Annotated in this window: 14 protein-coding genes; all 14 read right to left on the bottom strand. The window is 53.0% G+C overall.

The window, feature by feature from the left end; translation table 11 throughout:
* Positions 1-11: 11 nt before the first annotated feature.
* Positions 12-1,511 carry a 4Fe-4S binding protein gene (locus tag BQ5591_RS06830; RefSeq protein WP_071148867.1) on the bottom strand — a complete coding sequence of 500 codons (1,500 nt, stop codon included), beginning with the start codon at positions 1,509-1,511 and terminating at the stop codon, positions 12-14.
* Positions 1,512-1,516: 5 nt separating this feature from the next.
* Positions 1,517-2,227 (bottom strand): dihydrofolate reductase family protein, encoded by a 711-nt coding sequence (locus BQ5591_RS06825; RefSeq protein ID WP_071148866.1) that lies wholly within the window; start codon positions 2,225-2,227, stop codon positions 1,517-1,519.
* Between the two features lie 7 nt (positions 2,228-2,234).
* On the bottom strand, positions 2,235-3,140 hold the full coding sequence (locus BQ5591_RS06820; protein ID WP_071148865.1) for an AraC family transcriptional regulator: 906 nt from the start codon (positions 3,138-3,140) through the stop codon (positions 2,235-2,237).
* Positions 3,141-3,340: 200 nt separating this feature from the next.
* Complete coding sequence (locus BQ5591_RS06815) at positions 3,341-4,441, bottom strand: alpha/beta hydrolase (RefSeq protein WP_071148864.1); 1,101 nt, start codon at positions 4,439-4,441, stop codon at positions 3,341-3,343.
* Between the two features lie 23 nt (positions 4,442-4,464).
* Positions 4,465-5,067, bottom strand: coding sequence for a dehydroquinate synthase/iron-containing alcohol dehydrogenase family protein (locus BQ5591_RS22280; RefSeq protein WP_449374827.1), 603 nt, complete (start codon positions 5,065-5,067; stop codon positions 4,465-4,467).
* Between the two features lie 68 nt (positions 5,068-5,135).
* Complete coding sequence (locus tag BQ5591_RS22275; RefSeq protein WP_205410625.1) at positions 5,136-5,618, bottom strand: iron-containing alcohol dehydrogenase; 483 nt, start codon at positions 5,616-5,618, stop codon at positions 5,136-5,138.
* A gap of 23 nt (positions 5,619-5,641) precedes the next feature.
* A complete protein-coding gene (locus tag BQ5591_RS06805) occupies positions 5,642-6,640 on the bottom strand; it encodes an alpha/beta hydrolase (RefSeq protein ID WP_071148863.1) in 999 nt (332 codons plus the stop codon).
* Between the two features lie 17 nt (positions 6,641-6,657).
* Positions 6,658-7,323: a flavodoxin gene (locus tag BQ5591_RS06800; RefSeq protein ID WP_083380939.1), complete on the bottom strand. Its 666-nt coding sequence runs from the start codon at positions 7,321-7,323 to the stop codon at positions 6,658-6,660.
* A 15-nt stretch (positions 7,324-7,338) separates the two neighbouring features.
* Positions 7,339-7,875 (bottom strand): flavodoxin, encoded by a 537-nt coding sequence (locus tag BQ5591_RS06795; RefSeq protein WP_071148862.1) that lies wholly within the window; start codon positions 7,873-7,875, stop codon positions 7,339-7,341.
* Between the two features lie 22 nt (positions 7,876-7,897).
* Positions 7,898-8,563, bottom strand: coding sequence for a flavodoxin (locus BQ5591_RS06790; RefSeq protein ID WP_071148861.1), 666 nt, complete (start codon positions 8,561-8,563; stop codon positions 7,898-7,900).
* A 12-nt stretch (positions 8,564-8,575) separates the two neighbouring features.
* Complete coding sequence (locus tag BQ5591_RS06785) at positions 8,576-9,640, bottom strand: carboxymuconolactone decarboxylase family protein (RefSeq protein ID WP_071148860.1); 1,065 nt, start codon at positions 9,638-9,640, stop codon at positions 8,576-8,578.
* Positions 9,641-9,895: 255 nt separating this feature from the next.
* On the bottom strand, positions 9,896-10,993 hold the full coding sequence (locus BQ5591_RS06780; protein WP_071148859.1) for an alpha/beta hydrolase: 1,098 nt from the start codon (positions 10,991-10,993) through the stop codon (positions 9,896-9,898).
* A gap of 79 nt (positions 10,994-11,072) precedes the next feature.
* Positions 11,073-12,065: an aldo/keto reductase gene (locus BQ5591_RS06775; RefSeq protein ID WP_071148858.1), complete on the bottom strand. Its 993-nt coding sequence runs from the start codon at positions 12,063-12,065 to the stop codon at positions 11,073-11,075.
* Positions 12,066-12,079: 14 nt separating this feature from the next.
* Positions 12,080-13,015: a hypothetical protein gene (locus tag BQ5591_RS06770; RefSeq protein WP_071148857.1), complete on the bottom strand. Its 936-nt coding sequence runs from the start codon at positions 13,013-13,015 to the stop codon at positions 12,080-12,082.
* Between the last annotated feature and the right edge of the window lie 84 nt (positions 13,016-13,099).

Raw genomic sequence — 13,099 nt, 5'->3', positions numbered from 1 at the left:
TATTATTTCCATTAGAGTTCTCTGTGCACCTCGTGCCCTTCCACATAAATTGCACTGAACGTGCGTGCCGGACAAAGATTCTCGCAAGCCCCGCAACCGACGCAACGCTCCACGTTGATGGCCGGAATCTTGGGCGAATCGGGATTAGCGGCATCCGAGGGTATCATCAGTATGGCTCCCGTCGGACAATGGCGGGCACAGTTGCCGCACTCCACGCCATCGGTCAGCGGCACACAATTCTCCTTGACCCATACGGCGTGTCCTATCTGCGTGGCGGATTTCTCCGCTGCGGTTATCGGGCGTATAGCTCCGGCAGGACAGACTTCGCTGCACTTCGTACATTCCGGTCGGCAGTAGCCACGCTCATAACCCATTTCTGGCTGCATCAGCTTCGTCAGGTCGGTGGACGGGCGAAGTACCCCGTTGGGGCATACCGACACGCAGAGCTGGCAGGCGGTGCAATGCCGGGCGAAGTCGCGTGCGCTCAATGCTCCCGGTGGCATTATCGGGGTCTTGCGGTCGGGGATTTTCTTGCTCTCGATAATCGCCAAGTCTCCGTCCACTTTCTTTTCCTGTGCCTTTAACGCGGCAGTTGTGGCAACCAAAGCCGTGGCGGTCAGAAACGAGCGGCGGGCATCGTTGATTTGCTCTGCTGAAATTTTAGATTCAACAGCTTTCGGTTGTGCGGCTTCCTTTGCCGGATGCTTGTAGCTGATGGCTCCCTTATGGCATTTTCCGATGCAATCCATACAAGCCACGCAACGGCTGTAATCAATCCGATGGTTGGCGATGTCGATACAAGCCGCCTTGCAATTCCGGGCACACAGTTTGCAGTTTACGCATTTGTCCTTGTCAATCACCGGCTTCAACCACGAGAAACGGGCAAGGAACCCCAGCACCGTACCTACCGGACAGATAGTATTGCAGTAAGTCCGTCCGTTCCGCCACGCCAACACTCCTATTATAATAAAGGAGAGCAAAGCGATAAAGAAGGTCGGCAGGCTTTTCAGCCACACCTCCGTTTCATAAAAAGCGTAACTGTCGGCTCGCTCCGCAAAATAAGCGAGCAGGTTGTTCCCCCAGCCGTATATCGGGGCGAACAGGTTGCCGGCTATCCGCCCGTATGAACTGTACGGCGCGAGCAATGCCACTAATGAGCCAATCCCGGCTATCATCGCAATGATGAAGACCGCCAGCACACTATACCGCAACCACGATTTGGCGGGAGAATAGCCGTAACGGTTCTTTTTCTGTTTCTTGCCCACCCAAGCGATGATGTCCTGCATCACGCCTAATGGACAAATGATTGAGCAGTACACCCGTCCGAAGGCAAGTGTCAGCAGCACGAGGAACACCACAACTCCCACATTCAACGCCAAGAGCGCAGGCAGGAACTGTATTTTGGCCGTCCAGCCCAACCAAGCGTGCAGCGTCCCCGTGAAGTCGAGGAACAACAGCGTGACGGCGGTGAAGAACAGGACGGCAAGCGTCAGTCTGATTTTGCGTAACATACTTCTCAACTGTTTTTATGGAATTTATATCGTAACCAAACCACCCCGTCCTCCATCTCTTTCACAGATAGCAGTTCAAGCGACTGCCCTTGCGAGGGATTTCCTTTGCCAATATAATGGAAGATGGATGTGGAGCCTGCTGAACCGTCGATGCCCGGATATATGACAAGGCTCAACTCGTCTATCAGTCCGGCTTGCAGGAACGCACCGTCTATGATGCCTCCGCCTTGCAGCGAGAGTGATTCCACGCCAAAGGTCTCCGCCAATGTATGCATCGCCGTGCGGAGGTCATCGCCTTTTGATCCGGCAAACAGATAGGAGATTCCTTTCTTCTGAAGATACTCCAAATAGAACGCAGGAGCCGTTTCAGGCAGGATGCAGACGATGCTGTCGCCCCTTACGGTAGCGGATTCATAGAGAATGTCCGCATCCGGGTCGGCTACCACAAAGAGACGGGTTGAAGTGCGCTCGGCAATAAACGGTGCAGGATGAGCTAACGGCGTGGTGTCCTGCGTATGAAATTTCTTTGGGAAATAGCCTTCACACAACGTGTTCTTGCCGAACATCCAAACGTCGGTATTTAGTTGGCGACCGATGGCGGCATAGATGCCCATCAGTTCGCCTTTGCTCTTCCCATTATATGGTTCCGTCCAGCGGTCAGTCAGCAGCCGACCATCCACGGAACCCATTACGTGACAAATAATTTGCGGGTACATATCGTTATCAATTTAGTTTATAATCCGGGGTCAATAGATAGTGCTCAGGTTGGCATCCGAATACCTGCCGATATAAAAGAGCCAACAGGCGTGGCTGATAGAAGCCGAACTCTCCGGCAACCTGTTCCAACGGACAGCCTTCCTTGTGGACACGCTTTTTGATGTACTCCATCATTCTGATGCGTATATATTCGGCAAGCGTTTTCCCGGTTTCTGCCCGTACAAAGTCGTTCAAGTACGCAGGTGAAAGGGAGGACAAAGCGGATTCTACCTTACTTATACCGCCTTCCACAGACTTTTGTCCGCATAATGAAAAATATTGGGAAAGCGTTTTGTCCAGCTTCTCCATATATTCCCCGTCAATGTCGGTGCGGCAGGCAAATTGCCGTTCATAGAAACGAACGCAGTAGTCCAACAGCAGTTCCAGCCCGGCAGATACAAGGCGTAGGCTGTGGCGGTCAATATCGCGCCGCAGTTCCTCGTGGAGATGTTCCAGACGGTCTTGCACGATGCGCTTCTCTTGCAAGGAAAGGTGCAAAGACTCGTTCTCCCGGTAATCGAAGAACGTATAGTCGGTTTTCTTGAACACAAGGCTTTTGGTGCTGAACAGCTCCGGGTGGAACAAAATACCGGATATGCTCCCGTCCACGGCATCCTCCCGGCAGACGCGCACGATTTCGCCCGGCTTCGTAAATACCAGCGTGCCATATTGGAAATCGGCGCACTTTCTGCCATAACGCGCTTCGCCGCATCGTGTCTGGACAAAGCGGATGGCGTAGAAGTTGCCCGTAAAGCATAATGTGCCGTCGTCCTCCAAGCGTGCCGGGTCGATGACGGCCACTTCCGGGTGCAACGTCGGCTGCTGCATCTGTTTGTTAAACTCGTCTATGGTAAATGTCCGTATATCGTTCATTACTATTTGTTTTATGTCTTGATACAAAAATACCGCTTCCGCTGTGGCGCGTCCATACACAGATTACGGATTGAAGCACCAATTTCGACGAAAGCGGCAAGAGAGCTTTACTAAAGGTCAGGCCTTTGGCTACCTCACCTCGGACTTGAGGGTATCTCATGTCCGACCTGAGCCTACCTCATGTCCGGGATGAGATAAGTTCATTCCAGATGTTTTCCAAAGAACTCCGTCAGCTTGCCCACAGCCTTGTCCACATACTCCGGCATCCAATATGTCTGGATGTGCCTTGCGCCGGGGATGAGATACAGTTCCTTGTTGTCCGTCCCCGTGGCTTTGCTGAAACATTGTTCGGTCATATAGAACGTGTCGGCAAGACTGCCCGCCATCATCAGGAGCGGCTGGTTGATGAGGTACATCCCTTCGCTGGCATCAAACGCCATCAAGTCCATCAGACTGCTTTTGGTATAGCGGAAGGTGGAGCCGGGATGCGCGTGTGTCTGGAGGTAATACTCATAGCCGTCGCGGTAGAGGTCAAAAGGGAGCTGCTTCGCCTGCTCCGGCGAGATGCCGCTCATATCGCCCACATATTCCGGTGCTTCGCCGTTTGCCTCCTTCTGACGGGCGGCACAGGCATCGGCGAGACGTTGCTGCACATCATTCATCTGCGAATCAAGGAAACCATTGCGCCGCACCAGTCCGGAGTTGAACATACTGAGCGTAGCGACCGCCTTGAAGCGTTTGTCCGTCTGCGCGGCTTTCAACGTATAGCCGCCACCGCCGCAGATGCCGAGGATGCCGATGCGGTTGGCATCCACTCCGGGATATTGCGTCAGGATGTCGGCGGCACGGTGTATGTCCTCGATGCGGTTGGCCGGCTTGTCCACGTTACGCGGCTCGCCCTCGCTTCCGCCCTGATAGGCTGCATCAAAGGCAAGGCAGATGTAGCCCTGCTCTGCCATCCGTTGGCTGTACAGACCTGCCACCTGCTCCTTACAGCCTCCGTTGGGATGCGCCACGACAAGAGCGGGATAGGTTTTCGCCGTATCATAACCGGCAGGGGTATAAACATTGGCAACCATCGTCAAACCGTTCAATTCGTAGGTGATGCGATGAATGTTCACCTTGCCCGGCTCGTTCTTCGTAATAGCCCCTTGATAAACAAGTCCGAAAGGATTGCTGTTGGGACTTAGGATAGTAGAAATGTCCACCGAAGCAAATGCTTGCTTAGTCTGTGCGACCGATGTGCCTGTCAGCATCAAAGCGGCGGCACCGCACAGCATTGTCTTGAATATATTTTTCATTATCATTACATTCTTAGAAGTTATTACATACACTCTTTCAACACCTCAAACAATTCATCCCGTGTGAACTGCTTGCAACATCCCGGCATCAGCAGGCAGGTGTCGGCAGCAGCACGAAGCACGCTCTCGTCTGTAATGCCCAACTCGCTCCAACGGGTAGGTAGGCCTATTTCCTTAATGAAGGCTTCGAGCGCATCGATGCCAAGGGCGGCGGTCTGTTCTACGATATCGCCTTTCACATTCCACACCCGTTCTGCCATACGCGCCAGCTTCTCCTTGCCTTCATTCAGCAAGTGACGGTAGAGCGAGGGATGGATGACTGCCAATGCCCGACCGTGGTTGCAGTCGGTGTAAGCACCCACGGCATGTTCCAGCATATGGCATTGGAAGTCGGTCTGCTTGCCCAACTTCAGCAGGCTGTTTTCGGCAAGGGCAGAGTCCCACATCAGTTCGCCACGGGCAAAGTCGTTGTCCGGGTCGGCTATCAGGGTACGGAGGTTCTTGATGACGTTGCGCATCACCGCCTCGTTGATTTCATCAGAGAGGTTGTCCGTCTGCGGCTTGCCCATATAGGTTTCCATACAGTGGCTCAATGTGTCGAATGCGCCGCTGATGACTTGTCCCATCGGAAGGGTTTTCGTCAAGTCGCTGTCCAAGACGGCGAAGTTGTGGTAAGCCCCAACCAGCGGCTGTTTCAGCTTCTTTTCGGTGTGGGTGATGACCGCCCCGTTGTTCTGCTGGCTCCGGGTCCAGATGCCGTGACGACAGCGCCCATCGGCACGAACTCCGTAGGATATTGATGCTTTGCGTACTGCATCTCCCAGATGTCCTCATTTAGTTTCGCTTGTGCAGACACTATCTTGCAGCAGTCGATGACCGACCCTCCGCCCACGGCAAGGATGAAGTCTATGCCCTGCTCGCGCACAATCCTTGCGCCTTCCTGTACTTTGGCGTATGTCGGATTGGGCATAATGCCTCCGAAGTCCGTCACATTCTTGCCGCATTCGTGCAGCCAATCCACCATCTTGTCATACAATCCCGTGCGTTTCAACGATCCGCCGCCGTATGCCAGTAGCACATTCCTGCCCACAAGTTTCATTTCTTCCTTGATTGCGTTCTCCGCACATCCTTTGCCAAAATGCTGGCGGACGGGATATTGATAGGTAAAACTGTTCATCTTTTCTATTTTTCTTTATTATGTCATTCATCATTTTTCGGGAAAAAGAACGGAAGCGCATTGTAGATGTATTCCATCGTCGGACGGTATTCGTGCCGTGCGCCTTCTTTTTCGTGGAAAGTCATATTGCCCGTATGGAACACTTCCGGCAGACGTGCCATCCCTTCAATTTGCAGCAAGGTCTCGCTGTATGCCGAATCACTTGTTCCGCTCGCCGCCCAAATATAGAAACCCGTTCCGGCGTATGCGGATTGCCGTACCTTGTCTGCCAGATAAGCCGCCGTTTCATCGGGGCGGTTCATTCCGGCAAACCTGCCCAACGACCAGCAGTCACCGCTAATGGGCATAAACCACTTGAACGCATCGAGTGTCTCGTCGAAGGCATACCAAGTCGTAACCGCACCCATTGAGAAACCGCCGATGGCACGATGTTCACGGGAAGCCTCGATGCCTTCCGCATCCGTGGTTTCAGCGTATGTACGGTATCGGCTTTCTACCACGGGAATCAGGTCGTTCACCAATTCCTGCGGCAAAGCACGGCAATACGGGTCGGCATCCGTATAATTGGCTGTGGGCTGGCCGTAGTTGTAGGTAGGTGTGACGACAATCATCGGGTCGATATCGCCGTGAGCAATCATCTGGTCAAGCAGTTTGCGGAGCATACCGTTTTCTGTCTCGAAATAGGTGGAAGCCGTGCCGTAATGCCCGTGTACGAGGTACATAATGTTGTACCGTTCCTGCCCGTCATAGCCGTAGGGCAGATAGACGTATGCCGTGTTCGTCCGTGCTGCGCCGCTGCCTTCCGCATAGTCGCGTGTGTTGTAGTCCACACGGACAATGCTGCCACGCTGTTCCGCTTCCTGTTCGTATCCGTCAGGGATGGGAGTCGTTTCACTGACAAGTTCCACTTCGGATGAAGGTGTACCGGAGTTGCCCGGAACGGACGAATTGCCCGTTTCCGGTAAGGTATCATCCGTACCACATCCGGCAAGAAACGCTACGAGAAAAAGCGGCAGTACCATATATAAACAGCACGTTTTCATTGTTCTGACATTCCTATCCGTCCGAGCCATTCACGTATGCCGTCTGCCGAACCTGCCACGCTGTTGCGCGAAATGCTGTAACCGTCCACCATCGTGGCGTTTGGCTCCATTCCGGCAATGTCGTCCACCGTGCCGCTCCATCCGCTTCCGCCGTGGGACGAGAAAGGGATGAGCGTCTTGCCCGTAAAGTCGTATTCATCAAAGAACGAATACATCGCCATCGGCATCTGATACCACCAGATGGGATAGCCCACGAAGATGACATCGTAATCATCGAAGTTCTCAATATCCGTGGCAAGAGCGGGGTGAATATCGTTCTGCCGCTCGTTATCGGCCTGTGATGCCAAATCATCAAAATTGCCCGGATAGGGTGTTGCTGTTTGTATCCGTACAATGTCAGCACCGGTGGTTTCGCTAATGACCGTTGCCATGTATTCCACGCTGCCGTACAAGTCGCCGTTTACAATCACACGGCTGGCGGAAGTGCTGGCATCCACACCGTCCGGCAAAGGCTCGGAGAAGTAGGCAACAAGTACATTGTGATTGGTTCCGGGCACTACTTCTTCGGTAGGGACATCTATGTCGTTATCTTCATTGTCACCACAAGAGGCGAATGCCAGCGTTGCGCAAAGCAAAGTGAAAGGAATAAAATACCGTATCATCTGCCAGTCCTTCTTCTATTTGATAACCTTAATCTCTTTCAGCCACTCCGTAATCCCGTCCGTGTTGCGGCTCACCGCTCCGAAACCTTTCAGATGCTTGGCGTCGGGCGTGAGTTCCACAATCTTGGCAAGGGTTTCGTCGCGATAGGTCGAGGCGTAGGTGCAGAACGGAATGACCGTCTTGCCCTTGAAGTCATAGCTCTCGGTAAAGGTGTTGATGATCATCGGGGCGGTCCACCACCATACGGGGCAGCCGATGAACACCGTGTCGTAACTGTCCCAATCTTCCACCTTGTTCTTGATAGCGGGGCGGGCGTTGTCTTCCTTTTCTTTCTTGGCTACCTCGGTGCAAGGGGTGTATTCCGTGGGGTAAGGCTTGACGGGTTCGATGCGGAAGAGCGTGCCGCCAGTCTGCTTGGCAATCTGTTCTGCTACATACTGTGTGTTGCCGCTCCAACTGAAATAAGCCACTAAGATTTTGTTGTTCTGTGCGTACAGGCTCATTCCGCCCATAACGAGCAGGGCGATGAGTGCGATAATCTTTGTTTTCATTCGTTCTTATTGTTTAGTATTATTATTCAATGATTCCAATCTCACGAAGCCAATTTTCCACATTCGATTCGTTGCTCAGGCTTCCGCTGGTCAATCCCAATCCGTCCAGATGCGCCTCGGCTCCTGAAGTCAGTTCTGCGATGCGTGCCAGTGTCTCGTCACGGTAGGTTGATGCATAGGTGCAGAACGGAACTACAGTCTTTCCTGCAAAATCATAACTCTCGGCGAAAGTGCAGATAATCATTGGTGTAGTGTGCCACCATACGGGACAACCGATAAAGATAGTGTCGTATGCCGCCCACGCTTCTTCATCGATGGTAGAACTTATGGCAGGACGGGCATCGCTGTCCCGTTCTTCCAATGCCACTTCGGTGCATTCGGTATAATCTTCGGGATAAGGCGTGACTGGCTCTATACGAAACAGGTCTGCTCCGGTATGAGCCACAATCTGTTGTGCCATCCGCTGTGTGGTTCCGCCCCAGCTGAAGTATGCCACAAGAATGTTGTTACTGTCGCCCGATGGTTCGTCGGGTGTATTCGGTTCATCCGGATTTTCTGTTCCTTCATTGTCATCTTGGTTTCCGGGCTGTTCTGTTCCCGGTTCTTCCGTCACGGGGTCATCGTCCCCGCAGGCGTTGAAAGTGAAGGCGGCAAGCGCCATCATCAGGTAAACAAAATACTTTTTCATCGTTCTTATAATTTATCGGTTATTACTCTCCTTATAACTATTGTATTCCTCGTCCGTTACCGGCTCCAGCCACGTCACGCCGCCTTTGTCCAGCTGTGTGCCGATGGCTATATGCGTAAATTCGCTGTCGGGAGCCGCTCCGTGCCAATGGATGACATCAGGGGCAATCTTCACCACATCGCCGGGCAGGAGCAGTTGGATGGGTTTGCCTTTCTCCTGATAATAACCTTTGCCGGAAGTGCAGAGCAAGAGCTGTCCTCCCTTGTGGCTATGCCAACTGTTGCGGCATCCGGGTGCGAAGGTCACGTTGGACACTGTGCAGCCGAAACCGTCCTGCGGAGTGACATAGCCTTGCAGCCAGGCCTTGCCCGTAAAATTCGGATTATCGGGCATCAGCGTACCGCGTGCGAACGGGTCGTCATCGTCCAGCCCATTCACTAAGGTTGTCATTTGCCTAAGCTGCCCCTCGGTAATGCCTTGACGCAGGCAGATGGCAGAATGTGACTTCAACATCGGTTCTACTCCCTCGCCCATTGCGGTAAGGATGGACACGGTGGCCAGTTCGCGCTCCTGCCACGTAAGCAAGTCACGCTCGAAGATGTCGCAGAACAAGTGTTCCTTCAGGTATTGCTCAATGATGGGGGCAAAGGCGGCATAACCAGTCTTGGGCGCATCGGCTGGTGTGCCACTCAACTTTTCAAGCAATTCCGCTCCACGGGTGTACTTCTCCCGTTTGTCGGTTATGGCTGATGCCTCGCGGCCTACGGTATCGGTAATGCCTTGTGCCTTGCGGCTGTCCAATACTTCCATAAAGGTTTGCAGGGCACGCAGGCTGCGGGGAAATCCGCAATAGGCGTAGGCGTGTACCAATACTTCCTTGATTTCATTTACTGTCATCCCATTGTCCAATCCACGGGAAAGGGATGTTTTCAGATTATTCAAGTCTCCCCGCGCCGTGGCCGAAGCGATGAGTACGATGTTCTGCTGGCGGATGTCCAGCGTGTCCGTTTGCTGTGCCTGTGCCGTCTGGCAGAGGGCAAGCAAAAGAAGTGTCAGGGATAAGATAGCTGTCTTCATAAATCATTCTGTTTTAATTATTATTCTGTGTGCAAAGTTACGCCGTAAGCCATCGCCCGTCCATACACAGATTACAGAAGGAAGCACCAATATCAACGAATGTATTTCGAGCATACCTCATACGGCGTATAAGGGTATCTCTAACGGCGTATGAGGTGGTCTCATACGCCGTATGTGCTCAAAAGAAAAAGCATCCCCGAAATTCTCATTCCGAAGATGCCCTACGTTTATATGTTATGAGACTAAGAAGAGTAGTTAGTCCAACCCTTTCTCTTTCAACCAAGCAGATAACAAGTCGGCAAGCTGTACGTTGTTCTTTTCCGCGAACAAGAAATGCGAGTTGCCTTTGATGCCTTGTTCGGGCAGATGCACCACCGTGGCATCGCCGCTGTGACGGTTGACGCAATCGGCAAACATCCGTGCCATTTGCAGGCGTACACGCCAACTGTCCATTGCCCAATTATCACTCGGCTCATCAGGAATGTAGTCACCGTAATAGATGATGATGGGGAAACGGGTCAGTTTCTCGAAGTCAGCCAAGGGAATGGATGTTGCCCCCAATGCCCCGAATGGACTGATGGTCTGCAAGGGTTCGGGTGTCTCGCCTTCGGGAAAGACGAAGCCGCTGCCCGGTTCGTAGGAAACAATGGCACGTACCTTGTCGTTCTTGATGGCGGTATGCCAGCCCGGTCCGCCGCCTTGTGAATGGGTGACGAGGATGCCGCCGCCAATCTTGTCCATCAGTGCTGCCACATCGGTAGCTATCAACTGTTCATCGTATGCCCCAGTATTGGGCGTGATTTGGCGGAAGAACTGCTCCAACGCTTCTGCCGACTGCGGGAACTGGCTGCCGTCATAATAATCCGGCCAAACGCCCATTCGGAAATTTTCAAACCAGAATTGGTCATCTGTCGTTGCCTTGATGGTTTCGTCCACCGTGCTGCGTCCGGCACGGCCCCGGCGCGGCTGGTCTATCAAGTAGGTGCTGAATCCCCGGCGCAGGAAAAGGGTGGAAAAACCTTCCCGTCCATCTGGCGTGGTTTCCCACGTCTTGGCGGATTGCCCGGCTCCGTGCAGAAATACAAACGGATTCTTGCGGGCTTTGACTGGTATTTGATAAGAAACATAGGCGTGGTCGCCGTGCAGGGTCTGGCCATCCGGTTTCAACGGCTGGTGCGTGTCGTAAGTGCCCGGTTGCGTTTTAATAGAACCGCCTATCAGGAAACTGCCTTGCTCACGAATAGCAAGGATGCTGTCGTTCATCATCCCCTCTTGAGCTTGGGTGGATTGCCCTCCACAACTTGCGCACAGGGCAAGCAGGGCGGACAGTATAAGATAATTCAATCGTTTCATAGGATTATGTTTTTATTTTGTTCCACCGAATACACGGTAAACCTAATACTGGTTTCGGATTTGCATTGAAATTATGTTTTTATTTTGTTCCACCGAATACGCCGGACATCGGCATCGCATCCAACGCTTGGTCTATCTGTTTCACTTCCTCTTCCGATAATGTAATGTCCGCAGCTCCAGCGTTCTCCTGCAACCGGTCGGGCTTGCGTGTGCCGGGAATGGGGACTATCCACGGCTTTTTGCAAAGCATCCACGCGAGGGAGATTTGTGCGGGCGTGGCATTTTTTTCACTTGCGATATAGCGGATGAGTTGCAGCAGTTCGCGGTTCTTATCGTAACTGTCCGGCTGGAACTGTGGCATTCCTGCCCGGTAGTCAGTCCCTGCGTCGAAGTGCGAAGCGGCGTTGTAGCGGTCGCTGAGCAGACCGTTGGCAAGCGGCGAGAAGGCTACCAAGCCGATGCCCAATTTCTCCAACATGGGGAACAAGGCTTCGTGCCAGCGTGCCATCATCGAGTAGCGGTCTTGCACGGCGGTGAGCGGACAGACTGCATTGGCACGGCGGATGTCTTCTTCCGACGCTTCCGACAAGCCCCAATAGAGTACCTTGCCCTCCTTTATCAAGTCCCTCACAGTTCCCGCCACGTCTTCTATTGGCACATTCGGGTCGGGGCGGTGCTGGTAATAGAGGTCGATATAGTTCGTCTGCAAGCGGCGGAGCGAACCTTCTACCGACCGGCGTATGCCCTCCGGTCGTGAGTCTGTTATCAGCGGATAAGGCACTTGCCCGCTTTCCATATCGAAGCGGAGGCCGAACTTTGTAGCGATGACCACCTTGTTGCGGCAGGCTTTCAGTGCATTGCCGAGCAGTTCCTCGTTGTCGTGCGGATTGTCCGGCGTGCCATATACTTCGGCGGTGTCGAAGAAGTCATAACCCATATCCACCGCCTTTGCCAGCAGTTCCGTCATTTCCCGATGGTCGGCGGGCGCACCGTAGGCGTGGCTCATTCCCATACAGCCCAAGCCGATGGCTGATACGCGGAGTCCTCTGTTTCCCAAGTTTCTGTAATTCATAATTTATCTGTTTTTCAATGTTTCGTATCACGTTTTTCTTTCCACCACAGTTGCCACGAGTTCACCACGTTCTGCCAGACGATGTAACAGCTTGGCGCCACGGAAATGACTGGCGTGAGGTAGGTGTAGGATACCCAGATGGCAAGTATCGTGTTCTTTTGGCCGAATCCCTGGCCACAACTGATATAATCGCCCAAGCGTCTGCCCACCAGCTTCCCGATACCGAATTGCCAGGCGCACGCGACCAATGCGGACAGGACCAGCAACCACATGACATGAGGGTCGAAATGGCTGTTCACCACCGAGCGGAGTGTAAGTCCGATGGCTATTATCAACGAAATGCCCCACAGATAAAACGCAAGGCTTCCGCACAGCCGCACGACCGCAGCGTGTACCTTCGGCAGAAATTCCCTCAATGCCCACGCTGCAAGGAACGGCGTAATGAGCAACGGAAACACACGCCGCAGGATAATCAGGAATTGATGTCCGAACGAGCCTGCGGACTGCATCTCCACCAATGGGAACACCGCCGGAATCATCACCGCCGCCACTAAGTTGCTGAGAATCGTGTAGGTGGTCAGTGTGGTCTCGTTGCCGCCAAGCCGTCCGGCAATCACCGCAGCAGCCGTCCCGGTGGGAACTATCAGGCAGACCAACGCCCCTTGCGCCACCACATTATAAGAGAAGTCCGGGAAAAAGTGAATGGGCAATGCCACTGCCAGACAGCAAACCAATTGCACCGTTATCATGATGATGTGCCATCTGCAGATTCTCATTTTGCGGGGATTAACCTTGCAGAAGGTGGTGAACAGCTGGATAAATACCATCAGCGGCAGGATATAATCATTAGCTCCCTTCGCCAGCACTTTCAGCGGACTGAGCCACGGGATGTAGTGGAACATCAGATAGACACCCACCCCTGCAAACATGCCGAGCGGAAGCGTCCACATCTTGAAGAAACGGATGATTTATTCTTTCATATCCAATCTGTTTTTGATTCATGCGCAAAGTTACGCCAAAGCCCCCTGTCCATA

Origin of the sequence: Bacteroides ndongoniae (assembly GCF_900108345.1) — a bacterium.
Lineage (GTDB): Bacteria > Bacteroidota > Bacteroidia > Bacteroidales > Bacteroidaceae > Bacteroides > Bacteroides ndongoniae.
Note: the sequence above shows the minus strand (reverse complement) of the source record. Positions and strands in the feature narration are given on the sequence as shown.